Origin of the sequence: Caulobacter sp. X (assembly GCF_002742635.1) — a bacterium.
Lineage (GTDB): Bacteria > Pseudomonadota > Alphaproteobacteria > Caulobacterales > Caulobacteraceae > Caulobacter.
In genome coordinates this window covers 1,370,974-1,392,972 of the sequence record NZ_PEGF01000001.1, presented here as the reverse complement: position 1 = coordinate 1,392,972, position 21,999 = coordinate 1,370,974, and the positions used below count along the sequence as shown (strand labels likewise).

Genomic DNA, 21,999 nt, shown 5'->3' with positions numbered 1-21,999 from the left:
GCCGTTCTCGCGTCGTCTTTCCAGGCTATCGTCCCGCCATGACAATGTTCCAGGGAGATGCGTGATGGACCTGATCAGCCAGACGGTGGTGGACGGCGTAGCCGGGCCCGGGGCGCCCCCGACCTATCCGACGCTGGCGGGCGTCGACCTGGCCGACATCTTCCGCTTCACCAAGGGCCAGCCCTTCGCCGACTTCGCCCGCATGCGCGAGCAGGCGCCGGTCATGTGGCATCCCGAGCCGATGGGCGGGCCGGGCTTCTGGGCCCTGACGCGCTATGAGGACGTCCATCGGGTCAACGGCGATCCCGAGACCTTCTCGTCCCAGCGCGGGGGCATCCTGATGTCGATGGGCGCGCCGGAGAAGCGCCACGCGCTGCTGTTCCGCGCCTCGATGGACACCATGATCAACATGGACGCGCCGCATCACCTGCAGCTGCGTCGCGAGCACATGCCGTATTTCACGCCGGCCTATCTGCGCGGCCTGACCGAGCGGGTGAAGGCCGAGGTCACGCGCCTTCTCGACGAGATGGAGCCCAAGCTGGCGGGCGGGGCGGCGATCGACATGGTCGAGCACTTCTCGTCGGTGCTGCCGCTGTTCACCCTGTGCGAGATCCTGGGCGTGCCGCCCGAGGATCGGCCGAAGTTCCTGACCTGGATGCACTATCTGGAGCGCGCCCAGGACTTGGCGGTGCAGCAGGCCAACGCGCCGCTGCAGCCGACGCTGGAGCTGATGCAGTTCGTCATGGACTTCAACAACAACGTCGAGGAGATGTTCGAGTACGGCCGGACCATGCTGCACAAGCGACGGCAGGATCCGAAGGAAGACCTGATGACCGCCATCGCGCGGGCCCAGGTCGACGGCGCGCTGCTGTCGGACGAGTACCTGGATGGCTCGTGGCTGTTGATCGTCTTCGCCGGCAACGACACCACCCGCAACACCCTGTCGGGCGTGATGAAGCTGCTGACCGAGTTCCCGGACCAGAAGCAGCGGCTGATCGCCGATCCCTCGCTGCTGCCCGGCGCGGTGGACGAGTTCATCCGCATGGTCAGCCCGGTGATCTATATGCGCCGCACGGCCACTCGCGACGTCGAGGTCAACGGCCAGCGCATCCGCGAAGGCGAGAAGGTCATCATGTACTACGGCGCGGCCAATCGCGATCCGGCGATGTTCGAGAACCCCGACCAGTTGGACGTGACCCGCGCCAACGCCGGCAAGCACATCGCCTTCGGCTACGGCCCGCACACCTGCGTCGGCAAGCGCGTCGCGCAGATCCAGCTGGAGGAGGCCTATCGCCAGATCCTGGCCCGCTTCCCGGACCTGACCTGGACGGGCGACATCGAGATCGCCCCGAACAATTTCGTGCACGCGATCAGCAAGCTGGGGGTGCGGCGCGGCTGACGGAAGAAGGGGCGTCGGCGACGAAGGGGGGCTTCGCCGCCGACGCTTGGAGACCGCCTGACTGGGGGGAGCCAGGCAGGATGATGATGGCTCAGCTTGAGCCGATGAGCGTTGCGACGCGCCGCCGCACGTGACCCAGAACGCGTAGGGCCGTGTTCGGACGAAAACCTTGTGCTCGCCCTCTGCTGGGCCATACGATTGTTTGAAAACAGAGCCGCCGGGAGGCCAGCGCCATGTCGAAACCGACCTTCGAGACCCTGCTTTACGATGTCGAGGATGGGATCGCGACGATCACCCTGAACCGTCCGGAGCGGATGAACGCCTTCACCGCCCGGATGATGAAGGACCTGATCGAGGTGTTCGACATCACCGATGCGGACGACGCGGTGAAGGCCGTGATCGTCACGGGGGCGGGGCGGGCGTTCTGCGCCGGGGCGGACCTGGGCGGCGGCGGGGCCACCTTCGACCGCTCCGCGCCCCAGGCCCTGGAGCGCGAGGAGGGCAAGGTCGGAGACATCTATCGCGACGGCGGCGGGCGCGTGACCCTGCGCATGTATGATAGCTTGAAGCCCATCATCGGCGCGATCAACGGCGCGGCCGTGGGCGTCGGCGTCACCATGCAGCTGCCGATGGACATCCGCATGGCGTCGACAGAGGCGAAGTTCGGCTTTGTCTTCGCCCGGCGGGGCATCAATCCCGAGGCCGCCTCGTCCTGGTTCCTGCCGCGCCTGGTCGGCCTGCAGACGGCGCTGGAGTGGTGCTACACCGGCCGGGTCTTCCCGGCCCAGGAAGCGCTAGAGCGGGGCCTCGTCCGCTCGCTGCACGCGCCGGAAGACCTGCTGCCCGCCGCCCGGGCCCTGGCGCGCGAGATCGTCGACAACACCGCGCCGGTCTCGGTCGCCATCACACGCCAGCTGCTCTGGCGGATGGCCGGCGCATCGCATCCGATGGAGGCCCACAAGGCCGACAGCCGGGCGATCCAGTCGCGCGGCGCCTCGGGCGACGCCAAGGAGGGCGTGACCTCGTTCCTCGAAAAGCGCGCGCCGGTCTATCCGAACAAGGTCTCCAGCGACCTGCCCGATATCTGGCCGGAGTGGGTCGAGCCGGAATTCCGGTAAACCCAGCCGCCCGCTCATCGCGCGTTAAGCATGAAATGGTCTGCTGACGCCGATGAGCGAGCCGTCGCCGATTCCGTTATCGGACGAGCCGCGGGCCGACGCGTCCGCGTCGCGGCGGCGCGCGACCCTCTTCAAGCGCCTGGCCGACGTGGTCTGTCTGCCCGCCAGCCGGATCAACGCCTTCGAGCGGGCGATGACCAGCGACCTGCTGCTGGAGCTCCTGCGCGAGGCCAGCCTGGTCGAGCGTGAGCGCCTGGCCCGTCGCCTGTCCTCGGTCGCCGAACCGCCCGCGCCGCTGGTGCGCGTGCTTCTGCGCGACACCGTGTCGGTCGCGCGGCCTCTGCTGGAAGAGACGGCTCATCTGAACGATGCGGACCTGATCGCTTGCCTCTATCAAGCCGGCGCCGAGCACCGTCGCCTGATCGCGCAGCGTCGCGGGGTCAGCGAGGTTGTCACCGACGCCCTGATCGACATGGACGAGGAGGCGGTGGCCGAAGCGCTGCTGCGCAATGACCTGGCTCGGCTAAGCCACCACGGCGTCGAGCATCTGGTCGCGGCCAGCCGCGACGCGCCGCATCTGGCGGCCCTCCTGCTTCGGCGCGCGGAACTGCGGCCTAGCCACGCCTACGTCCTCTTCTGGTGGGCCGACGCCGAGACGCGCCTGAGCATTCTCCAGCGGTTCGCGATTCCGCGTGATGTCCTCGAGGAGGCCGTGGCCGATGTCTTCGAGATCGCGGGCGCCGGGATGGAGGAGGGCGTTGCGCGCAAGGCGCTGGCGTTCATTGGGCGAAACCAACGCCACTCCGACGCGACGCGCGCGGGCCCCTTCCAGACCCTGGAGGCCGCCGTCGCGGCGGCCGGAGGCGGGCTGACCCCCGAGATCGGCGAGGAGATCTCCTACCTGTCCGGTCTAAAGCCGATCACGGGCGCCAAGATCTTCACCGATCCCGGCGGCGAGCCGCTCGCGATCCTTTGCAAGGCGGCGGGCCTGCCGCGCGCGGCGCTCCGCGCGCTTTGGCGAGGCCTCGGCAGGCGAGAGGCCGACCGCTCCGGCGCGACGGATCATGCCTTGGAGCGCGCCCTGATGGTCTACGACGCGATCGCGATCGACCGGGCCCAGACCGTGCTGCGCTACTGGGACTGGTCGCTGACCTCGGGTCTTTCGCCCGCGCTATTGAAGGCGATGAGACAAGATGACGAGAGCGCCATAGACGAATACTCGCCCCCACAGCTTACGGCGATGTTAGCGCTGTCGCGCGACTTCGGACGTTAAGGCCGGGATATCATTGTTTTTCGATCAGCCGGCTTTGTAGGGTTCGCGAACTCAACCTAGCTTACACATTCTTTCGTAGAGCCCGCTACGATTTTAAACACTGGGCTTTTACAGCTGTTATCTTGATTGGTTCGTATTGCTCGAGGCATGCAATGTTTGTATGCACGCCTCGACTGGTGTGGGAATCAGTCCGTATCAGCAAATTGATTGTCGACGGGCGAGGCCATATGGAAGATCAATCCGATCTGATTGAGATGACGGCGGGTATTGTCTCCGCCTATGTCGGCAATAACGTGGTCGCGACCGCTGACCTGCCCGCTCTAATCAAGCAAGTGCACCAAGCCCTGGCCACCGTGGGCTCGCCGGCCGCCGAGCCGCCCGCGCCGCCCAAGGAGCCCGCGGTTCCGATCAAGCGCTCGATCACGCCGGACTATCTGATCTGCTTGGAAGACGGCCGGAAGTTCAAGTCGCTGAAGCGCCACCTGCGCACCAAGTACGACATGACCCCCGAGGACTACCGCGCCAAGTGGGGTCTGCCCAAGGATTACCCGATGGTCGCTCCGAACTACGCCGAGGCGCGTTCGAACCTGGCCAAGCAAATGGGCCTGGGCCAAGGCGGCCGGAAGCCGGCTCGCAAGGGCAAATAGTCGAGTCTGAACAAAAGCTTGGCCGGAGAGGGGCTCTCCGGCGACGCAACGCCCGTCGTCCGGACCCGGACGGCGGGCGTTTCCGTTCGTGTTGACTCTTTAAGGAAATCTTGTCGCGGAGGCCCTTTTTCACTTGCCCGCGATTCGTTCCTTAAGCGATAGTGAATCGAAGTGATTCCAAGGGCTTGTGGGGGACTCTGAAGATGTCCGCGCAATTGAGCGCATCCGCCACGGCGGCGCGCGCTCATCAGGAGATGTTCGCCTATTGGGCGTCCCTCCGTCGGGGGGCTGGCCTCCCTGGCCGCGTGGACCTGCACCCGTCCAACATGAAGCGCCTGCTGCCCACGGTCAGCCTGATCGACGTCGTTCGCGAGCCTCGCGATTACCGCCTGCGGCTGGCGGGCACCGGTCTCTACGGCGTCTATGGGCGGGAGATCACGGGCAAGAGCCTGTCGGAAGTCTACAACACCGCCGCCGCCGACTACTGGCGCAAGGAACTGGACAAGGTGGTCGACGAGCGTCGTCCGGGCGTGGGCGTCCATAGCCTGGCCTGGCGCGGCGCGCCGCACATGTCGATCCTGTGGCTGCGCCTGCCGCTGGCCAGCAACGGCAAGGACGTCGACATGATCCTGGGCTACGACGCGGTGGTCGGCGCCCAGGCCGAGAGCAATTCCGGCATCCGCGCGGCCTAAGGCTTCCGCGCTACCCTTTCAGGAAGGCCTCGACCTCGCGCCGGTTCGGCATGGAGGGCGCCGCGCCGGCCTTCTGGACAGACAGAGCCGCCGCCGCATTGGCCATCTCGACCGCGTCGCGCAATTCCATGTTGGCCGCCAGGCCCGCGGCCAGAGCGCCGCAGAAGCAGTCGCCCGCGCCGACGGTGTCGATCGCCTTGACCTTTCGTCCCTCGACCAGAAACGCCTCGTCGCGCCGAACCCCCGCCACTCCGGCCGCGCCGAGGGTGACAATGATCGTCTGGTCGGGACGGCTCATCAGCTTGCGCGCGGCCAAGGAGACGTCCTCCAACCGCACGGGCTCGTGGTCGAGTTTCGCGTAGGTCGCCAGCTCGGTCTGGTTCAGGATCAGGATGTCGGTCAGCGGGAACAGCGCCGCGCCCTGGGGCAGGGCGGGGGCGGCGTTCAGGATCCGCAGGGCGCCTTTGGCGGCGCCGGCGCGGAACAGGGCCTCGATCGCCGTCGGCGGCGTTTCCAACTGGCAGAGCAGGATCCGCTGGCCCTCCAGCGTCGCGCCGGCCACCTGCTGGGGCGTCACCAGCGCGTTGGCGCCCGAGGTGACCACGATCATGTTCTCGCCGCCGGCGCTGACCCAGACGTGGGCTTGGCCGGTGGGGGCGTCTTCAAGCTCCAGCACGTCCCCGACCTGGACGCCGTACCCCGTCAGCTTGGTCTTCAGGCTCACGCCGCTATCGTCCCGGCCGACCGCGCCCATCAGGCGCGTCGGGGCGCCCATTCGCGCCGCCGCCACGGCCTGGTTGGCGCCCTTGCCGCCTAGGAAGAGCTCCAGCGAACGGCCGGCCACGGTCTCGCCCGGGCGGGGCAAGTCATCGACCCGCGCGACCGCGTCGAGATTGATGGAGCCGAGAACAAATACCGTCATGGTCGTCTTCTGGGTCTTGTCGGAAAAGCGCTAACCCGCCCCGCCGCGCTGGAAGCTCTCGACGAGGCTGCCGGCGACGAGTCGCCAGCCGTCCACTAGCACGAAGAAGATCAGCTTGAACGGAAGACTGATCGTCGCCGGCGGCAACATCATCATGCCCATGCTCATCAGCACGCTGGCGACCACCAGGTCGATGACCAGGAAGGGGATGAACAGCAGGAAGCCGATCTGGAAGGCGCGCTTCAGCTCCGAGATCATGAAGGCTGGCGTGACGACCTTGATCGGCGTCTCCGCCGCCGTCTTCGGTTGGGGGATCTTGGAGAGGCGGACGAACAGGGCCAGGTCGTCGCGATCGACCTGGGTCAGCATGAACTGCTTCACTGGACCGCTGGCGGCGTCGAAGGCCTCGGGCAGCTCGATCTGCTTGTCCAGCAGCGGCTTGATGCCGGCGTCATAGGAGCGCTCGAAGGTCGGGCCCATGACGATCGCGGTCAGGAACAGCGCCAGGCTGATGATGACCGGGTTCGGCGGGCTCGATTGCACGCCGATGGCGGTGCGCAAGAGGCCCAGCACCACCACGATGCGCACGAACGAGGTGGTCATGATCACGATCGACGGCGCCAGCGACAGCACCGTCATCAGGGCGACCAGCTGAACCACGCGGTCGGTCAGGCCCGCGCCCGTGCCCAGATTGATGTTCACGGCCGACTGGGCCATGGCGGCCGCCGGCATCACGGCGCATGCGAAGGCGGCCAGCACCGAGATCAGCGCTGCGCGGCGCAGGTCTTCCGGTTTGGCGCCCGTCAGGGACTTGATCAGGTCGCGCATCAGGCCACGGGCTCCGGAGCGGAAACGGAAGCGGAAACCGAAGGAGACGGAGAGGGCGCGGGCGTCCAGTCCAGCAGCCTGCCGTCGCCTAGCAGGACGAGGCGCTCCTCGCCGTCCAGGCTGACCACCAGAAGGCGGCGCGTGGGGTCGAGCGCCAGGCTCTCGACGACCCTGAGGCGGCGATCCTGGCGCGCGGCGATCAGGCGGCCGACCGCGTCCGGCCCGAACTTGCGCAGGGCCCAGGCGGCCAGGCCGATCAGGCCCAGGGTGATCGCCAGCGCCGCCAGGGCGCGGATGAATTCGATGACGGGCATGACGGCCGAGCGAGACAAGATGGCGCAGGGAGATGCCCCCGACACCCCTGGTGTGCCTGAGGGTTCTTAATGTCGAATTAACCCTGTTTCTTCACCATGTTCGTCATGGGTCCGGATGACATCCCTCTCTTTGGCATGCTCAAGAGCCGCCTCGGCTATCTGTCCGAGCGCCAGAAGCTTGTCGCCCAGAACGTCGCCAACGCCGACACCGCCGGCTACCGCCCCAGCGACCTCAAGCCCTTCAGCTTCCAGGCCTCGCTGATGAACCAGGCGTCGGGCGCGGTCTATCGCGGCGGGCCCGCCGCGCCGACCAACGGCGTGCGGATGATCGCCACCTCGGCCTCGCACCTGGCCCCGTCGAACGCGCCCAGCGCCTGGCGGTCGACGGCCGGAACCGATTCGGAAGTGACCCTCGACGGCAACGCCGTGTCGCTCGAGGACCAGATGATCAAGATGACCGACGCGCGCATGAACTACGACGCGGCGATCGGCTTCTACCAGAAATCCCTGACCATGCTGCGCATGGCGGCGCGCAAGCCGAACGGCTGAGGAGCTAGGCGATGCCGGAGATCAAGTCTCAACCGATGGCGGCCATGGCCGTGGCGGCTTCCGCGCTCCGGGCCCAGCAGGGCCGCATGCGGGTCATCGCCGAGAACATCGCCAACGCCAATTCGACGGCGACCACGGCGGGCGGCGATCCCTATCGTCGCCAGTTGCCGATCTTCCGGCCCACCAAGGTGCAAGGCGCCGAGGGCGTGCAGATGGTCCGCGTCGATCCCGACCAGACGGCCTTCAAGACCGAATACGATCCGGGCAACCCGGCCGCCGACGCCCGGGGCTACGTCAAGCTGCCCAACGTCAATTCGCTGGTCGAGGCGCTGGACATGAAAGAGGCGCAGCGCGCCTACGAAGCCAACCTCAACGTCATCGAGACGGCGCGCGTGATGGAATCGCGCACCCTCGACATCCTCAAGAAGTAGGGGCTAGGCCATGATCACCGCGCTCGCCGCCGCCAAGGCCTACGCCAATTCGGGCGCCATGGGCGTCGGCTCCGTCGGTTCGATCGGTGGCGGCCAGAAGAACGGCCTCGACTTTGGCGACATCCTGAAGTCGGCCATGACCGACGCGACCAAGGCCTCAAAGGTCGCCGAGCACAAGATCGCCGACCAGGTGGCCGGCAAGGCCGAACTGGTCGACGTCGTCACCGCCATCAGCTCGGCCGAGGCCAGCCTGGAGACGGTGATGTCCGTCCGCGACCAGGTGATCTCGGCCTACCAGGAAATCATGCGGATGCCGATCTAGCGGCTAAGCGCTAGAGCCAGCTGGGCGTAAAGCGGGATGCCCAGCAGGATGTTGAAGGGGAAGGTGACCCCCAGGGACAGCGTCAGGCACAGGCCCGCGTCCGCCTTGGGCAGGGTCAGCCGGATCGCCGCGGGCGCCGCGATATAGGACGCCGAGCCGGCCAGGGCCGTCAGCGCCGCCAGCTCGCCGTTCCGCAGGCCGACCAGCCAGCCCAGACCCAGCGCCAGAGCCGCGCCTGTCAGAGGCAACACCACGCCCATCGCCACGACCGCCGGCCGCACTTCGCGCCAGGCCCGCAGCCGCTCGGCCGCCGTCACGCCCAGCTCCAGCAGGAACAGGCACAGCACGCCCTGGAACATCGGGCCGACGAAGACATTCAGCTTGGCCGCGTTGGGCGCTGTGGCGACCAGGCCGATGGCGAAACTGCCCAGCAGCACCACGGCGGCGGGGTTCAGCAGCGCCTCGTGCAGCAGCTTGCCCGTCGAGGCCGAGCGCGCTTCGTTCGGCGACATCAGCTTGGCCAAGGTGACGGCGACCAGCACCCCGGGCGTCTCCATCAGCGCCAGAACCGCCGACATGTAGCCGGCCGGATGATGACCGATCGATCCCAGATAGCTCTGCGCGGCCGCGAAGGTTACGACCGAGACCGAGCCGTAGTGCGCCGCCACGGCCGCGCTGTTCAGGCTGGTCAGGCCGACTTTCCGCATCGCGCCGTAGGCCACGACCGGTAGCAGCAGGGCCAGGCCCAGGCCGGCGATAGCGGCGCTTACGAAGGTCGGGTCCAGCCCATGGGCGCGGGCCTCGGCGCCGCCTTTGAAGCCGATGCACAGCATCAGGTACATCGACAGGAAGCTCATGGCCCCCTTGGGCAGCCGCAGCGGCGAGCCGGCCAGCGCCGCCCCCGCTCCGAGCACGAAGAACAGCACCGCCGGCTGCGTGAGGTTGCCGGCGGCCTGCGCCAGACCCTTGGCCAAATCCATCTGAAGGAGCTCCTTGCCACGCCCCCGGTCGAGGCGCGGCGGTGCTCTAGCCAAGCTTGATCAATTCGATAAGATAATCATTCGTATCGTTATCATGATGAAATGTAATAGATGGGCCGATGCCGAATTCGACGAATCTCGATCTCGACCTGGTCCGGGCCTTCGTCACGGTCAGCGAAAGCCGCAGCTTCACCCGCGCCGGCGAGCGCCTGGGCCGCTCCCAGTCGGCCGTCAGCCTGCAGGTGCGGCGGCTGGAGGACCTGATCGGCGAGCCGCTGTTCCAGCGCGACGCGCGGCGGGTCAGTCTGACAGACAAGGGCGAGGTGTTCCTGGCCCAGGCGCGGCGGCTGCTGCGGGTCAATGACGACATCGTCGCGGCGCTGGCGGCCGACGAGGTCGAGGGCGAGGTCCGACTAGGCGCGCCAGAGGACTTCGCCACCGCCCACCTGCCGGCGGTGCTGGGCGCCTTCGCCCGCAGCCATCCGCGCATCGCCCTGTCGGTGACCTGCGACCTGACGCTGCGCCTCTTGGACAGGATGAGCGCCGGCGAGCTGGACCTGGCCCTCGTCAAGCGCGAGCCCCTGGGCGGCGAGCTGGGCGTGCGGGTCTGGCGCGAGCCTCTGGTCTGGGTCGGGCGGGACGGCGAGGACCTGGCGTCCAGCAAGGTTGTCTCGTTGATCGCCGCGCCATCGCCCTGCGTCTATCGGCGGCGCGCGACCACGGCCCTGGACGAAGCCGGACGGGCCTGGCGCATCGCCTATACGAGCCCCTCGGTGGCGGGGCAGCTGGCGGCGCTGCGGGCGGGCTTGGGCGTCTCGGTGCTGCCGCGCGCCATGGTTCCGGACGACCTGACGATCCTGGGCGGCGAGGCGCCGCCCCTGGCCGACGGCGAGATCGCCTTGATCCGCAATCGCGAGGCCGGTCCGGCCGCCGACCGCCTGGCCGAGCACGTGCTGGCGGCGCTGGACCGCGCTGTGGCCCAGCGGGGCTAAGCCGACAAAAAAAGAGCCGCGTCCGGGTCGGACGCGGCCTTCAAGTGCTCGGGGGAGAAAAAGCAAAAACGCTACGCTCACAAACGCAGGAACGCGCGAGCGACCGACAAGAGCCCGCCCCAGACGATCGCGTTCAAGACGGCGGCGACGAACACGGCGACACCGAGCGGCCACTGGCGGGGCCGACGGGCGCGGGGATCGAACGGGCGGGTCTGCGACGCGAAGGGCATCTGGCGCTCCTTGAACATGCCCTCATGGTCCCGTTTGACTCGGCTTTCGCGAACCGGGCGACCTGTCGCGCGCCGCCTTGTCGCACCCTGGCTTTGATTTCCGGCTTGGAACCGGCGAAGGTCGATTCTCGCGCCGCCGGGAGCCCGCATGACCGACGCCATCGTTCTCGACCGGGTGAGCAAGGCTTACGGCGGCCAGACGGTCCTGCGCGAGACTGATCTGCGCATCGCCAAGGGGCGCTTCGTCGCCCTCGTCGGCGGCTCTGGCGCGGGCAAGACGACGCTGCTGAAACTGATCAACGGTCTGATCGCGCCGACCTCGGGGCGGGCGCTGGTCGATGGCGAGGACATCGCGCTTCGCCCTGGTCACGCACTGCGCAGGAGCATCGGCTACGTCTTTCAGGAGACGGGTCTCTTTCCTCATATGAGCGTCGCCCAGAACATCGGGATCACGCCGACTTTGCTGGGCTGGCCAGCCGAGACGATCGCCGCGCGGACGGCGGAGTTGCTCGATCTGGTGGCTCTGCCGCGCGAGCTGGCCGCTCGCGCGCCGGCGCAGCTGTCGGGTGGTCAGCGTCAGCGGGTGGGCGTGGCCCGAGCGCTCGCCGCTCGACCGTCGATCCTGCTGTTGGACGAGCCGTTCGGCGCGCTGGATCCGGTGGTCCGCGTGGCCCTGGCCGATGACGTGCGGCGGCTGCACGAGACGCTAGGCCTGACCACGGTGATGGTGACCCACGACGTGAGCGAGGCCCTGTTGCTGGCCGACGAGATCGTTGTGATGGCGGATGGGAAGGTGCTGGCCCAGGCCACGCCGCGCGACCTGCTGGCCGGGCATCCCAACCCCGTTGTCGCCGAGCTGATCGCCGCGCCCAGGCGACAGGCGCAGCGCTTGGCGGAGCTGGCCCGTGGCTGATCGTCTCGACGCCGCCTTGGCCGTCCTGCCCGAGCGTCTGGGCTGGCACATCGCTCTCGCGGCCTGCGCCCTGGCCCTGGGCCTCGCCATCGCCTTGCCGTTGGGGATCGCGGCCGCCCGCCATCCGCGCGTGAGGTGGATCGCGCTGGCGAGCGCCGGCCTCGTGCAGACCATCCCCAGCCTGGCCCTGCTGGCGCTGTTCTATCCGATCCTGCTGTTGCTCTCGGGCTTGACGGAGAGGGTCTTGGGCCATGGCTTCCCGGCCCTGGGCTTCTTGCCGTCGCTGCTGGCCCTGACGCTGTATTCGATGCTGCCGATCCTGCGGAACGCCGCCGCCGGCGTCTCGGGCGTCGATCCGGCGGTGGTCGAGGCGGCCAAGGGCGTGGGCATGACCGATCGCCAGCGGCTGTGGCGGGTGGAGCTGCCTCTCGCCGCGCCGGTGATCATGGCGGGCGTGCGCACCGCCGCCGTGTGGACCATCGGCGCGGCGACCCTGTCGACCCCGGTCGGCCAGACTTCGCTGGGCGACTACATCTTCTCGGGCCTGCAGACCGAGGACTGGGTGGCGGTGCTGGTCGGCTGCGCGGCCTCGGCGGCGCTGGCGCTGGTGGTCGACGGCTTGCTGGGCCTGATCGGGGCCGGCGTCGCGCGGCGTGACGGCAAGCGCCTTCTCGCGGGGGGTGTCGGTCTCGCCATCGGCCTGATCGCCGCCCTGGCCCCGCTCGCCGCCGGCGCGTTGGTTCAAGGACGACCGTCCTATGTGATCGGCGCCAAGAACTTCTCCGAGCAGTACATCCTGGCCGAGATGATGGCGGGGCGGCTGGAGCATGAGGGCGCGAGCGTGCGGCGGCGCGTGAACCTTGGCTCCGCGGTGGCCTACCGCGCGCTCGCCGCCGGCGAGATCGACGCCTATGTCGACTATTCCGGCACGCTCTGGGCCAACGTATTGGACCGCCAAGATAACCCCGGCCGTCAGGCCGTGCTGGATGGACTGCGGACCGAGTTGAAGGCCCGCGACGGCGTCGTCCTGCTGGCCCCGCTGGGGTTCGAGAACGCCTACGCCCTGGCCATGCGCCGTGATCGCGCAGAGCAGCTGGGGATCCGGTCCTTGGCCGACCTTGCGGCCCGCGCGCCGGAGCTGACCATGGGCGGCGACCTGGAGTTCTTCTCGCGACCCGAGTGGACGGCGGTGGAAAAGGCCTATGGCCTGCGGTTCAACGCCAAGCGCCAGTTCCAGCCAACCTTCATGTACCGGGCGCTGGCGAGCCGCGAGGCCGACGTGATCTCGGCTTTCTCGTCCGACGGCCGGATCGCGGCCGACGACCTGGTGCTGCTGACCGATCCGAAGGGCGCGCTGCCGCCCTATGACGCGGTGATCCTGGTCTCGCCGAAGCGGGCGGGGGATCGGCGCTTGCTGGAGGCTCTGACGCCGTTGAGCGGCGCGATCAGCCTTCGCGCGATGCAGGCGGCCAACTACGCTGTCGATCGCGACACGGGCAAGAAGAGCCCGGCCGAGGCGGCGGCGATGCTGGCGCGCTAAGCCACGCCTGGCAGCCCCGCCGCCGCCGCGATCACCGCGCCGGACCGCACCAGCGCGTTGGCGGCCTCGAGGTCGGGATGGAAGTGGCGGTCGTCCGAGAGGTGGGGGACCTTGCTCCGCGTCAGGGCGCGGACCGCTTCCAGCGCGTCGCTGGATCGCAGCGGCGCGTGGAAGTCGCAGCCCTGCGCCGCGGCCAGCAGCTCGATCCCCAGCACCGCGTCGGCGTTCTCGACCATGCCCAGCAGGCGCCGGGCGCCGTGGGCGGCCATCGAGACGTGGTCCTCCTGGTTGGCCGAGGTCGGGATCGAGTCGACGCTGGCCGGATAGGCCTTCTGCTTGTTCTCCGAGACCAGGGCCGCGGCGGTCACCTGCGGGATCATGAAGCCCGAGTTCAGGCCGGGCTTGGGCGTCAGGAACGCCGGCAGACCCGACAACGCCGGGTCGACCAGCATGGCGATCCGCCGTTCGGCGATGGAGCCGATCTCGCAGATCGCCAAGGCGATCATATCGGCGGCGAAGGCCACCGGCTCCGCGTGGAAATTGCCGCCGGAGAGGGCCTCGTCGGCTTCCGGAAAGATCAGCGGGTTGTCCGAGACGCCGTTGGCCTCGGTCGCCAGGGTGGCGGCGGCCTGGCGCAGGACGTCGAGGGCCGCGCCCATCACCTGCGGCTGGCAGCGCAGGCAGTAGGGATCCTGAACCCGCTCGTCCTCCTTCAGGTGCGAGGCGCGGATCGCCGAGCCCGCCATCAAGGCGCGCAGGGCGGCGGCGGTCTCGATCTGGCCGGCGTGGCGGCGCAGTTGGTGAATGCGCGGGTCGAACGGGGTGTCCGAGCCCTTGGCGGCCTCGGTCGACAGGGCGCCAGTGACCAGGGCCGTCTGAAACAGGCGCTCGGCCTCGAACAGGCCCGCCAGGGCGTTGGCGGTCGAGAACTGGGTGCCGTTCAGCAGGGCCAGGCCTTCCTTGGGGCCCAGGATGAGCGGCGACAGGCCCGCCGCGCTCAGCGCCTGAGCGGCCGGAACGCGGGCGTCGCCCACGAAGATCTCGCCGACCCCGATCATGGTCGCGGCCATGTGCGCCAGCGGCGCGAGATCTCCCGAGGCGCCGACCGAGCCCTGGCAGGGGACCACCGGCGTCAGGCCCTTGAGCAGCATGGCCTCCAGCAGGCGCACGGTCTCGACCCGCACGCCCGAGGCGCCTTGGGCGAGGCTCGCCAGCTTCAGCGCCATCATCAGGCGGATGACCGGAACGGGCGAGGGCGCGCCGACGCCGGCGGCGTGCGAGAGGACGATGTTGCGTTGAAGCGTCGCCAGGTCCTCGTCGCCGATGCGAACGCTGGCCAGTTTCCCGAAACCCGTATTGATCCCGTAGATCGGCTCGCCCTTGGCCAGGATGCGCTGGACCGCCTCGGCGCTGGCGGCGATCACCGGCCAGGCGTCGCCGGTCAGCCGCGCGCCCGCGCCCCGATAGATCGCCTTCCAGTCGGCCAGCGGAACGTCGCCGGGGTTCAGAACAAGCTCGGTCACTCGGGTCTCCAGAGGGCGGAGCTCTTGCGGCTCGCCAATATGTATAGTCATATTGGCGAATGATGAGGCTTGTCCAGTGACTGACGCGCGCGTTCAACGGGCCGCCGCCCTCGGTGGCGCGCCGCTGCACCAGCGGATCCGCGCCGAGATCGAGAGTCGCATCCGCTCCGGCGCCTGGCCGCCGGGCCATCGCGTGCCGTTCGAGACCGAGCTGATGGAGCAGTACGGCTGCGCCCGCATGACGGTCAGCAAGGCCATGGCCGCCCTGGTCGAGGCGGGGCTGATCGTACGCCGCAAGCGCGCCGGTTCGTTCGTGGCGCGGCCCAAGGTCCATGCGCCGGTCCTGAACATCCCCGACATCCAGGCCGAGATCGAGGCGCGGGGCGAGACCTACGCCTTCCGGCTGCTGGCGAGGACCGTGCGCGAGGCGGATCGCGACGCGCCGGACGAAGTCGCGTTGGCGGCCGGCGGCCAACTGCTCGCGCTGGATGGTGTTCATGACGCCGACGGTCGCCCCTTCGCCCTGGAGCGCCGGCTGGTGTCGTTGAAGGCCGCGCCGGAGATGGAGGCCGCCGACTTCACCGCGATCACGCCCGGCGCCTGGCTGCTGGAGCACGTCGCCTGGACCGAGGCCGAGAGCCGGATCAGCGCGGTCAACGCCGACGCCGAGGACGCCCGGCTGCTGGCCCTCGACGACGGGGCGGCCTGTCTGGTCGTCGACCGCCGCACCTGGCGGGAAGGGCGCGGCGTCACCCGCGTCCGCCAAGTCTTTCCGGGCGAAGCTTACGACCTGGTGGCGCGGTTCGGTCCGGGCGCCTAAGTCCCTGGGGCGCGCGCGATCTGGCGCCGCTTGGAGAAGACGCCATGGACCTCTACGCGATCGCCGTTCCCACCTATGTCCAGATGCTCAAGGGCCTGACGGCTCAGCTGACGAAGGCCGAGGCCTTCGCCGCCGAGGCGGGGATCGCTCCCGACACTCTGATCGGCGCCCGCCTGGCGCCGGACATGTTCCCCCTGTCGACCCAGGTTCGGTTCGTCTGCACCCAGGCCAGCGATCTGTTGCGTCACCTGACCGGCGCGGACTCCTTCGCGCCAGCCGAGGACGCGACGGACTTCGAGGGACTGCGGGCCCAGCTGGCCGACGCCTTGGCGCGGCTTGCGGCGACGCCCGCTACCGCGTTCGACGGCGCGGCGGAGAAGGCGATCGAACTGAAGCTGCCCAACGGCATCGTCTTCGACATGACCGGCGAGCAGTTCGTGCGCGACTGGGCCTTCGCCCAGTTCTATTTCCACGCGACGACCGCCTACGCGATCCTCCGCCACAAGGGCGTCCCGCTGGGCAAGCCTGACTGGGTCAGTCACATGTTCGCCTATATCCGGCCGGGCACGCTGCCGGGCGGTTAGGCGCGCCTACTCTGGCATCGTCTCGAACCGCGTCACGCCCTTTGGCGGCACCACCCAGTCAGGGCGCTCGCGCTCGAACAGCAGCATGGTCGGCTTGAACAGGCTGGGGTCGTCCAGGCTGCCGGCATAGATCGTGTGGCTGTCGCTTTGGCCATGCTCGCCGCCGAAGACGAGGCCGCCGCAGGTGGGGCAGGAATTGCGTGTCGACACGCCGCCTCGGAAGGCCTGGCAGCGATACTGCCGCGACGGCCCCGTGATCGTCAGCGCCGAGGCCGGAAAGCCGATGAACGGGATGAAGCCGGAGCCTGACGCCCTGCGGCAGTCGCCACAGCAGCACAGCCCCATGTAGTCGGGCTGGCCGTCGGCCTCCCAACGCAATGCGCCACACAGGCATCCGCCCTTGAAGGTCTTCGTGGTCATGGAGCCACTAGAGCCCTGGGGCGGGCGCGGGTCAAACCCTTGCCGGAAAAGCTGTTTTGGCGCGCAAGGTCTGAGGTGTGGACAAGTTGTCGCACCAAATGTCCGTAAATAATGACTGCAGAATTTACTGAAGACTCGCCGAGTGTGGCAATTCGCCTCGCATGCGAACGTTCGTTTTCATTGGGAGCTTATTGCGACGCGGCGCAATATAGTCAGGCAGACGTCGTGACGAGGAGCGTCGAAATGGAAATGCCCGACCAACCTTCGCTGTTGCAGATCCAGACCGGTCTGTTCGCGGCCCTCGTCGGCGTGCTGTCCGCCAAGGGCGCGGCCTCGCGGCAGGAGTTCGCCGAGGCGATGGACGTGCTGGCGCGCCACGAGCAGGACACCCGTATCGCCGACTACTTCCACATGTTGGGCGACGAGCTTCGCGGCTCGAGTCCGGCGGCGACGCGGCCGTTGCTGAAGCTGGTGGTGGGCGGTTTGGACGACGAGCGTCCGCCGATATCGGCCTGAAGTCCTGGTGGCGGGGGGCGGGATCGAACCGCCGACCTGTGGGTTATGAATCCACCGCTCTAACCATCTGAGCTACCCAGCCAGACCAGGAGGCGCGGCTTATAGGCGAGAACCGCGCGGGATTTCAAGCCCGCGCCGCGCTCCGCGTTAGTCCGCTACGATCGCCGCCGCCGTCGCGCCCAGGGCCTTCACCGCATCGGCCGGCGCCAACTTCACCTGCAGACCCCGCTGTCCGCCGTTGATGAAGACGTAGGGCTCGGAAAGAGCGGCTTCCTCCATCACCGTCGGCAGGCGCTTCTTCTGGCCGAAGGGGCTGACGCCGCCGACCTTGTAGCCGGTGATCCGCTCGGCGTCGGGCACCGGGGCCATGGCCGCCGACTTGCCCTTCAACGCCGCGGCCAGCTTCTTCATGCTGACCTCCTTGTCCGAGGGCAGGATGGCGCAGGCGGGCTTGCCGTCCAGCATCACCACGAGCGTCTTGAGCACCCGGCGCGGATCCTCGCCCAGCGCTTCGGCGGCCTGCAGGCCCACGCGCTCCGATCCCGGATCGTAGTCGTACGTATGAAGGTCGAACGCGACGCCGGCCTTGGTGAGTGCGATCGTGGCGGGGGTGCTCTTGGACATGGCCTTGGTGATAACCAACTGCTCGGGGCGTTAGAATACGGAACGGTGATGACGGCTTTTGATCGACGAACCTTGCTGCGCGGCGCCCTGGGCCTGGGCGCCTTGGGCCTGCTGCCGGCCTGGGCGCGGGCGGGCGAGGGGACGCGATCGCCGGCGGCCCTGAGCGGCGAGGACATCAAGCTCACGATCGGCCACGCCATGCCGCGCATCGACGGTCGGACCGGCCATGGCGTGGCGATCAACGGCGCGATCCCGGGTCCGCTGATCCGGCTGAAGGAAGGTCAGAACGTTCGCATCGCCGTGACCAACACGCTCGACGAGGACACCTCGATCCACTGGCATGGCCTCTTGGTCCCGTTCCAGATGGATGGCGTGCCGGGCGTCAGCTTCCCGGGGATCAAGCCGGGCGAGACCTTCACCTACGACTTCCCGATCCGGCAGTCGGGGACATACTGGTGGCACAGCCATTCGGGCCTGCAGGAGCTGTCCGGGCACTACGCGCCGATGATCATCGACCCGCCCGGCGAGGATCCGATCCCTTTCGACCGCGAGCACGTGATCGTGCTGTCGGACTGGAGCTTCCGGCATCCGCACGAGCTGTTCCGCAAGCTGAAGGCCCAGGCGGGGTATTTCAACACCCAGAAGCAGACGGTGGCGGGCCTGCTGCGCGGCGAGGATCAATCGCTGAAGGACCGCATCGAATGGGCCAGGATGCGGATGGACCCGACAGACATCCTGGACGTCACCGGCTCGACCTACACCTATCTGGTCAACGGCCATGGCCCGCTCGACAACTGGACAGGTCTGTTCGCGCCAGGTGAGCGGGTGCGGCTGCGGATCATCAATTCCGCCGCCATGACCACCTTCAACGTCCGCATTCCGGGCCTGGCGCTGGAGGTGGTGGCGGTCGACGGTCAACCCGTGGTCCCGGTCAAGGTCGACGAGTTCCAGACCGCGCCGGCCGAGACCTATGACGTCATCGTCCGCCCCACCGAGGACAAGGCCTTCGCGCTGGTGGCCGAGGCCTCGGACCGCTCGGGTCTGGCCCGCGCCACCCTGGCGCCGCGCCTGGGCATGACCGCGCCGGTTCCGCCGCTGCGCAAGCGTCCGCTGGCGACCATGAAGGACATGGGCATGGGGAACATGGCCCACGGCATGGACATGCCCGGCATGGACATGTCCATGCGGTCCCAGAGCAACGCGCCCGGCGTGGCGCTGACGCCCGGCGTCCAGAGCATCTCGCCGATGCCGATGGACCGCATGGCCGAGCCGCCCCAGGGCCTGGAGGACGTCGGCCACAAGGTCTTGACCTATGCCGACCTCGCCAACCTGAACGAGCCGAAGGACAAGCGCCCGCCGGGGCGGACGGTCGAGATCCACCTGACCGGCAACATGGAGCGCTTCATGTGGGCGTTCGACGGCCAGCCCTATGGACCGGGCCGCAAGCCCTACGCCTTCGAGCGCGGAGAACGGGTGCGGGTGGTGCTGGTCAACGACACCATGATGGCCCACCCGATCCACTTGCACGGCCACTTCTTCGAGCTGGTCAACGGCCAGGACCGCCAGCCGCTGAAGCACACGGTCAATGTCGCGCCGGGCGGCAAGGCGGCCTTCGATCTGACGGCCAGCGAGGCGGGCGACTGGGCCTTCCACTGCCACATGCTGCTGCACATGCACGCGGGCATGTTCGCGGTGGTCACCGTGCGTCCGCTGGACGGGGAGGCGGCGTGATGCTGGCCGATCTTCCGCCCGCCGATCAGCACGAGCACCATCAGGCCGCCGATCCGCACGCTGGTCATCAGATGCCGATGACCGCAGCGCCCGCCGCCGAGGCCAAGCCGCCGCCGATCCCGACCGACCACGCGGCCGAGCGCTTCTACAGCCCCGCGGCGATGGCCGCCGCGCGCGCACAGCTGGCGAAGGAGCACGGCGGCGGGACCGCCTGGACCGTCCGCGCCGACGTGCTGGAGCACCGCGCCATGAAGGGCGGCGACGGCCAGGCCTTCGAGGGCGAGGCTTGGTGGGGCGGCGACGCCTCGCGCTGGGTGGTCAAGGCGCGCGGCGAGCGCAAGGCCGGCGAGGGCTGGGAGCGCGGCGAGGCCGAGGCGCTGAAGGCCTGGCCCATCGGCCCATACTTCGATCTGCAAGCCGGTGTTCGCTACGACCTGGCGCCGAAGGGACGTTCGTATGCGACGCTCGGCTTCGAGGGCCTCGCGCCTTACTGGTTCGAGGTCCAGGGCGCGGCCTATCTGTCGGACAAGGGCGACGTCTCGGCGCGGGCCGAGGCCTCCTACGACCTGCGGCTGACCCAGAAGCTGATCCTGCAGCCCCGCGTCGAAGGCGACCTCGCCGAGGCCGGCGCCGCGCGGCTCGAGGGCGGCCTGCGCCTGCGCTACGAGATCACCCGCGAGTTCGCGCCCTATGTCGGCGTCGTGCGCGAGCGGGCGTTCGGACCGGCCGTCGTCGCCGGCGAGCGCGCGGGGAGCACGGCGGTGGTGATCGGCGTCCGGGCCTGGCGCTGAGGGCTTCGCGCTCCACCCTATCGTTACGGATAGCTTGCCGCGCGCGGAAGCCTGGCCCAACCTCTCCCTTGACCGGCCGCAGAGCCGGCGCACGAGGGAGCCAGGACGGATGTCGGACGCGATCGATTTCGAGCGCATGCGGACCTTGGGCGATGTCGCCCGCTATCACGCCGAGGCGCGGCCTGACGCCGTCGCGTTCAGCTTCGAGGGGCGCGACACGACCTTCGCCGACTTCGATCGGCATACGAACCAGGTCGCCAATGCGCTGATCGCGGCGGGACTGAACACCGGCGACCGCATCGCCTATGTCGGCAAGAACAGCGACTGGTACTTCGAGCTCCTGATCGGCGCGGCCAAGGCCGGGGTTGTGACGACGCCGATCGGCTGGCGCCTGGCGGCGCCGGAGATCGCCTACATCGTCGCCGACAGCGACGCCAAGCTGGTGTTCGTCGGGCCCGAGCTGATCGCTCACGTCGAGGACGTCGCCGCCGAGCTCACCCATCGCCCGGTGGTCATCGCCATGGAGCCGCAGGGCGCGGGCGAGAATGCGATCTTCGAGGCCTGGCGCGACGCGCAATCCGACATCGATCCGCACAAGCCCATCGCGACCTCCGACATCGCGATCCAGCTCTACACGTCGGGCACCACCGGCCGGCCAAAGGGCGCGATGCTGACCCACGACAACCTGCTGGCCATGCGGCGCGAGGCGGGAAAGACGCCGCTGGCCTGGAACCAGTGGGGGCCGCAGGATGTCAGCTTGGTGGCCATGCCTGTCGCCCACATCGGCGGCACCGGCTGGGGGCTGGTCGGCCTGCTCAACGGCGCCAAGGGCGTGGTGGCGCGCGAGTTCGATCCGACCAAGGTTCTGGACTACATCGAGAAGGACCGCATCTCGAAGATGTTCATGGTGCCGGCGGCGCTGCAGATCGTGGTTCGGCTGCCTCGGGCGCGCGAGGTCGACTATTCGCGGCTGTCTCACATCCTGTACGGCGCCGCGCCGATCCCGCTCGATTTGCTGCGGGAGTGCATGGAGGTGTTCGGCTGCGGCTTCGTGCAGCAGTACGGCATGACCGAGACGACCGGCACGGTGGTCTATCTGCCGCCCGAGGACCACGACCCGGCCGGCAACAAGCGCATGCGCGCGGCGGGCCTGCCGATGCCGGGCGTCGAGCTGAAGGTCATCGACGAGGCCGGGAACAGCTTGCCGCCCAACACGGTGGGCGAGGTGGCGGTGCGCTCGGCCTCGACCATGGCCGGCTACTGGAAACTGGACGAGGCCACGGCCAAGACCATCGACGCCGAGGGCTGGTTGCGCACGGGCGACGCCGGCTATCTGGACGAGGACGGCTATCTGTTCATCCACGACCGGGTGAAGGACATGATCATCTCGGGCGGCGAGAACATCTATCCGGCCGAGGTCGAGAGCGCCGTCTACGGCCACCCGCACGTGGCCGAGGTGGCGGTGATCGGCGTGCCGGACGAGAAATGGGGCGAGGCCGTCAAGGCGGTGGTCGCGCCCAAGCCGGGCGTCACGCCGGACCCCGACGACATCATCGCCTTCGCCCGGACGCGGATCGCGCACTTCAAGGCGCCCAAGAGCGTGGACTTCGTGGCCGCGCTGCCCAGGAATGCGTCTGGCAAGATCCTGCGGCGCGAGCTGCGCGCGCCGTACTGGGAAGGGCGCGAGCGGCAGGTGAATTGAGGCGGAACCAAGATCCTCCCCCGCGATGCGGGGGAGGTGGCCCAGAGGGCCGGAGGGGGCCAGTTGGGTTTAGGCCGCGATAGCCCCCTCAGTCGCTCCGCGACAGCTCCCCCGCATCGCGGGGGAGCATCCTGCCTA

The 21,999-nt window shown here is 68.7% G+C and carries 25 protein-coding genes and 1 tRNA gene; 17 read left to right on the top strand and 9 right to left on the bottom strand.

Translation table 11 applies throughout. From position 1 onward, the window contains the following. Positions 1-64 precede the first annotated feature (64 nt). The 5 genes from CSW60_RS06385 (at position 65) to CSW60_RS06365 (ending at position 5,129) form a co-directional block, all read left to right on the top strand. A complete protein-coding gene (locus tag CSW60_RS06385) occupies positions 65-1,399 on the top strand; it encodes a cytochrome P450 (protein ID WP_099536436.1) in 1,335 nt (444 codons plus the stop codon). Positions 1,400-1,632: 233 nt separating this feature from the next. Then, positions 1,633-2,517 (top strand): crotonase/enoyl-CoA hydratase family protein, encoded by an 885-nt coding sequence (locus CSW60_RS06380; RefSeq protein ID WP_099536435.1) that lies wholly within the window; start codon positions 1,633-1,635, stop codon positions 2,515-2,517. Between the two features lie 52 nt (positions 2,518-2,569). Beyond that, positions 2,570-3,790 (top strand): DUF2336 domain-containing protein, encoded by a 1,221-nt coding sequence (locus CSW60_RS06375; RefSeq protein WP_099536434.1) that lies wholly within the window; start codon positions 2,570-2,572, stop codon positions 3,788-3,790. Between the two features lie 227 nt (positions 3,791-4,017). After that, entirely contained in the window at positions 4,018-4,437 is a 420-nt protein-coding gene (locus CSW60_RS06370; RefSeq protein WP_013080426.1) for a MucR family transcriptional regulator, read from the top strand. A gap of 197 nt (positions 4,438-4,634) precedes the next feature. Further along, entirely contained in the window at positions 4,635-5,129 is a 495-nt protein-coding gene (locus CSW60_RS06365) for a PAS domain-containing protein (protein WP_099537573.1), read from the top strand. A gap of 10 nt (positions 5,130-5,139) precedes the next feature. Here CSW60_RS06365 and CSW60_RS06360 read toward each other — a convergent pair whose 3' ends face one another. From CSW60_RS06360 to CSW60_RS06350, 3 genes are read right to left on the bottom strand one after another with little or no spacing between them, the layout of a single operon-like run. Then, entirely contained in the window at positions 5,140-6,051 is a 912-nt protein-coding gene (locus CSW60_RS06360; protein ID WP_099536433.1) for a ribokinase, read from the bottom strand. 30 nt (positions 6,052-6,081) lie between these two features. After that, complete coding sequence (gene fliP / locus CSW60_RS06355) at positions 6,082-6,882, bottom strand: flagellar type III secretion system pore protein FliP (protein ID WP_099536432.1); 801 nt, start codon at positions 6,880-6,882, stop codon at positions 6,082-6,084. Next, a complete protein-coding gene (locus tag CSW60_RS06350) occupies positions 6,879-7,193 on the bottom strand; it encodes a flagellar biosynthetic protein FliO (protein ID WP_099536431.1) in 315 nt (104 codons plus the stop codon). Before CSW60_RS06350 ends, fliP begins: the two co-directional genes overlap by 4 nt. Before the next feature lie 105 nt (positions 7,194-7,298). Between CSW60_RS06350 and flgB the strand changes: the two genes are divergently transcribed. The 3 genes from flgB to fliE are packed head-to-tail and all read left to right on the top strand — an operon-like array spanning position 7,299 to position 8,495. Further along, positions 7,299-7,742 carry a flagellar basal body rod protein FlgB gene (flgB, locus tag CSW60_RS06345; RefSeq protein ID WP_099537572.1) on the top strand — a complete coding sequence of 148 codons (444 nt, stop codon included), beginning with the start codon at positions 7,299-7,301 and terminating at the stop codon, positions 7,740-7,742. 11 nt (positions 7,743-7,753) lie between these two features. Then, positions 7,754-8,173 (top strand): flagellar basal body rod protein FlgC, encoded by a 420-nt coding sequence (gene flgC / locus CSW60_RS06340; protein WP_099536430.1) that lies wholly within the window; start codon positions 7,754-7,756, stop codon positions 8,171-8,173. 10 nt (positions 8,174-8,183) lie between these two features. Next, on the top strand, positions 8,184-8,495 hold the full coding sequence (gene fliE / locus CSW60_RS06335; protein ID WP_099536429.1) for a flagellar hook-basal body complex protein FliE: 312 nt from the start codon (positions 8,184-8,186) through the stop codon (positions 8,493-8,495). On the opposite strand, the gene CSW60_RS06330 is transcribed toward fliE, so the two are convergent. Next, positions 8,492-9,475: a sodium-dependent bicarbonate transport family permease gene (locus CSW60_RS06330; RefSeq protein ID WP_099536428.1), complete on the bottom strand. Its 984-nt coding sequence runs from the start codon at positions 9,473-9,475 to the stop codon at positions 8,492-8,494. The genes fliE and CSW60_RS06330 overlap by 4 nt on opposite strands. Positions 9,476-9,594: 119 nt before the next feature. Between CSW60_RS06330 and CSW60_RS06325 the strand changes: the two genes are divergently transcribed. Further along, the gene (locus CSW60_RS06325; protein ID WP_099536427.1) at positions 9,595-10,467 is read left to right on the top strand and encodes a LysR substrate-binding domain-containing protein; all 873 of its coding nucleotides are present in this window, start codon (positions 9,595-9,597) and stop codon (positions 10,465-10,467) included. Positions 10,468-10,544: 77 nt separating this feature from the next. Here the strand turns inward: CSW60_RS06325 and CSW60_RS23605 are convergent, their stop codons facing one another. Continuing rightward, positions 10,545-10,697 (bottom strand): hypothetical protein, encoded by a 153-nt coding sequence (locus tag CSW60_RS23605; RefSeq protein ID WP_201722975.1) that lies wholly within the window; start codon positions 10,695-10,697, stop codon positions 10,545-10,547. A gap of 148 nt (positions 10,698-10,845) precedes the next feature. On the opposite strand from CSW60_RS23605, the gene CSW60_RS06320 reads away from it, so the two are divergent. Both CSW60_RS06320 and CSW60_RS06315 read left to right on the top strand, forming a co-directional pair. Further along, positions 10,846-11,610 (top strand): ABC transporter ATP-binding protein, encoded by a 765-nt coding sequence (locus CSW60_RS06320; protein WP_099536426.1) that lies wholly within the window; start codon positions 10,846-10,848, stop codon positions 11,608-11,610. Then, positions 11,603-13,150, top strand: a complete 1,548-nt coding sequence (locus tag CSW60_RS06315) for a glycine betaine ABC transporter substrate-binding protein (protein WP_099536425.1) — start codon at positions 11,603-11,605, stop codon at positions 13,148-13,150. The genes CSW60_RS06320 and CSW60_RS06315 overlap by 8 nt, the downstream gene beginning before the upstream one ends. Here CSW60_RS06315 and hutH read toward each other — a convergent pair. Further along, positions 13,147-14,685, bottom strand: coding sequence for a histidine ammonia-lyase (gene hutH / locus CSW60_RS06310; RefSeq protein WP_201723038.1), 1,539 nt, complete (start codon positions 14,683-14,685; stop codon positions 13,147-13,149). The genes CSW60_RS06315 and hutH overlap by 4 nt on opposite strands. Positions 14,686-14,749: 64 nt before the next feature. Here hutH and hutC point away from each other — a divergent pair, with 64 nt between their 5' ends. Together hutC and CSW60_RS06300 are read left to right on the top strand one after the other, a co-directional pair. Beyond that, complete coding sequence (hutC, locus tag CSW60_RS06305; protein WP_099536423.1) at positions 14,750-15,493, top strand: histidine utilization repressor; 744 nt, start codon at positions 14,750-14,752, stop codon at positions 15,491-15,493. Positions 15,494-15,537: 44 nt separating this feature from the next. Then, on the top strand, positions 15,538-16,077 hold the full coding sequence (locus CSW60_RS06300; protein ID WP_099536422.1) for a DUF1993 family protein: 540 nt from the start codon (positions 15,538-15,540) through the stop codon (positions 16,075-16,077). A 6-nt stretch (positions 16,078-16,083) separates the two neighbouring features. On the opposite strand, the gene CSW60_RS06295 is transcribed toward CSW60_RS06300, so the two are convergent. After that, on the bottom strand, positions 16,084-16,497 hold the full coding sequence (locus CSW60_RS06295) for a GFA family protein (RefSeq protein ID WP_099536421.1): 414 nt from the start codon (positions 16,495-16,497) through the stop codon (positions 16,084-16,086). Positions 16,498-16,746: 249 nt separating this feature from the next. On the opposite strand from CSW60_RS06295, the gene CSW60_RS06290 reads away from it, so the two are divergent. Then, on the top strand, positions 16,747-17,013 hold the full coding sequence (locus CSW60_RS06290; RefSeq protein ID WP_143324127.1) for a hypothetical protein: 267 nt from the start codon (positions 16,747-16,749) through the stop codon (positions 17,011-17,013). 5 nt (positions 17,014-17,018) lie between these two features. Here the strand turns inward: CSW60_RS06290 and CSW60_RS06285 are convergent. Together CSW60_RS06285 and ybaK are read right to left on the bottom strand one after the other, a co-directional pair. Continuing rightward, positions 17,019-17,095, bottom strand: a tRNA-Met gene (locus CSW60_RS06285). A 65-nt stretch (positions 17,096-17,160) separates the two neighbouring features. Continuing rightward, the gene (ybaK, locus tag CSW60_RS06280) at positions 17,161-17,637 is read right to left on the bottom strand and encodes a Cys-tRNA(Pro) deacylase (protein ID WP_099537571.1); all 477 of its coding nucleotides are present in this window, start codon (positions 17,635-17,637) and stop codon (positions 17,161-17,163) included. A 45-nt stretch (positions 17,638-17,682) separates the two neighbouring features. Between ybaK and CSW60_RS06275 the strand changes: the two genes are divergently transcribed. The 3 genes from CSW60_RS06275 to CSW60_RS06265 all read left to right on the top strand — a co-directional run bounded on the left by CSW60_RS06275 (position 17,683) and on the right by CSW60_RS06265 (position 21,861). After that, positions 17,683-19,368: a copper resistance system multicopper oxidase gene (locus CSW60_RS06275; RefSeq protein WP_099536419.1), complete on the top strand. Its 1,686-nt coding sequence runs from the start codon at positions 17,683-17,685 to the stop codon at positions 19,366-19,368. After that, positions 19,368-20,159, top strand: a complete 792-nt coding sequence (locus CSW60_RS06270; protein ID WP_099536418.1) for a copper resistance protein B — start codon at positions 19,368-19,370, stop codon at positions 20,157-20,159. The genes CSW60_RS06275 and CSW60_RS06270 overlap by 1 nt, the downstream gene beginning before the upstream one ends. Before the next feature lie 109 nt (positions 20,160-20,268). After that, entirely contained in the window at positions 20,269-21,861 is a 1,593-nt protein-coding gene (locus CSW60_RS06265) for a fatty acid--CoA ligase (RefSeq protein ID WP_099536417.1), read from the top strand. Positions 21,862-21,999: the final 138 nt, after the last annotated feature.